Annotated in this window: 2 protein-coding genes and 1 pseudogene; all 3 read left to right on the forward strand. The window is 45.2% G+C overall.

The annotated features are described in order from the left end of the window. Positions 1-489 (forward strand): 50S ribosomal protein L11 methyltransferase (locus tag GMD6S_RS11305; RefSeq protein WP_000299369.1); only part of this gene is annotated, 489 nt, incomplete at its 5' end. Position 490: 1 nt separating this feature from the next. Beyond that, positions 491-1,234, forward strand: coding sequence for a 16S rRNA (uracil(1498)-N(3))-methyltransferase (locus tag GMD6S_RS11310; RefSeq protein WP_001188214.1), 744 nt, complete (start codon positions 491-493; stop codon positions 1,232-1,234). Positions 1,235-1,244: 10 nt separating this feature from the next. Continuing rightward, positions 1,245-1,531: pseudogene (locus GMD6S_RS11315) on the forward strand (oligoendopeptidase F); the annotation flags it as partial.

Here is a 1,531-nt window from a genome sequence, read left to right on the forward strand (position 1 = left end):
CCAACGACCAAGATGAGCCTTTTTGCCTTGGAGCAGGTTCTTCGTGGTGGCGAAACGGTGCTTGATGTGGGAACTGGTTCAGGTGTCCTCTCCATTGCCAGCTCGCTTCTGGGTGCCAAGGAAATTTTCGCCTATGACCTGGATGATGTGGCGGTTCGTGTCGCTCAGGAAAATATTGAGCTCAACCCTGGCATGGAAAATATACATGTAGCGGCTGGAGATTTGCTTAAGGGTGTTGAGATTGAGGCAGATGTGATTGTGGCTAATATCTTGGCGGATATTCTCATTCATCTGACAGAGGATGCTTATCGCTTGGTCAAGGATGAAGGCTACCTGATCATGAGTGGCATTATCAAGGACAAGTGGGACATGGTGCGCGAGTCGGCTGAGTCAGCTGGATTTTTCCTTGAAACTCACATGATTCAAGGAGAATGGAATGCCTGTGTCTTTAAGAAGACTAAGGATATTTCAGGTGTGATTGGAGGCTAGCATGCAGCAGTATTTTGTAAAAGGCAGTGCTATCTCTCCAGTGACTATCGGGGACAAGGAAACCAGCAAGCATATGTTTCAGGTTATGCGCCTGAAGGAAGATGATGAAGTAATCTTGGTCTTCAATGATGGTATCAAGCGTTTGGCGCGCGTGCTGGATGTGGAAAATCGTCAGTTTGAATTGATCCAAGAATTAGCTGACAATGTGGAACTGCCAGTTCAAGTAACCATCGCATCAGGCTTTCCCAAGGGAGACAAGCTGGAGTTTATTACTCAAAAAGTAACCGAACTGGGTGCCAGCCAAATCTGGGCCTTTCCTGCCGACTGGTCGGTTGCTAAGTGGGACGGCAAGAAATTGGGCAAAAAGGTTGAAAAACTTGAAAAAGTCGCCCTTGGAGCAGCTGAACAAAGCAAGCGTAATATCGTTCCAAGTATTCAGCTTTTTGAGAAAAAAGCAGATTTTCTAGCTCAGTTTGACCAGTTTGACTCAATTGTGGTGGCTTATGAAGAATCAGCAAAAGAGGGAGAAACCGCTGCGTTTATCCAAGCAGTCTCTGGTCTTGAAAAAGGAGCCAAGTTGCTCTTCATCTTTGGTCCAGAAGGTGGCCTGTCACCTGCAGAAATTGAGAGTTTCGAAGCTAAGGGAGCAGTCTTAGCAGGACTTGGACCTCGCATTTTGCGAGCAGAAACAGCACCACTTTACGCTTTATCAGCTCTTAGCGTATTATTAGAGTTAGAGAAATAAGAGGAAGAAAATGGAACAAAAACACCGTTCAGAATTTCCTGAAAAGGAACTTTGGGATTTAACCGCCCTTTACCAAGACCGTGAGGATTTCTTGCGAGCAATCGAAAAGACTCGCGAAGATATCAACCAATTTAGCCGTGACTACAAGGGCAATCTTCATACGTTTGAGGAGTTTGAAAAGGCCTTTGCAGAATTGGAACAAATCTACATTCAGATGAGTCATATTGGTAATTATGCCTTTATGCCTCAGACGACAGACTATAGCAATGAAGAATTTGCCAATATTGCCCAAGCTGG

The organism is Streptococcus sp. GMD6S, assembly GCF_000297015.1.

Excerpts from the sequence above, each read along its gene's own strand:
- GMD6S_RS11310 (WP_001188214.1), top strand. The coding sequence starts at position 491 with ATGCAGCAGTATTTTGTAAAAGGCAGTGCTATCTCTCCAGTGACTATC.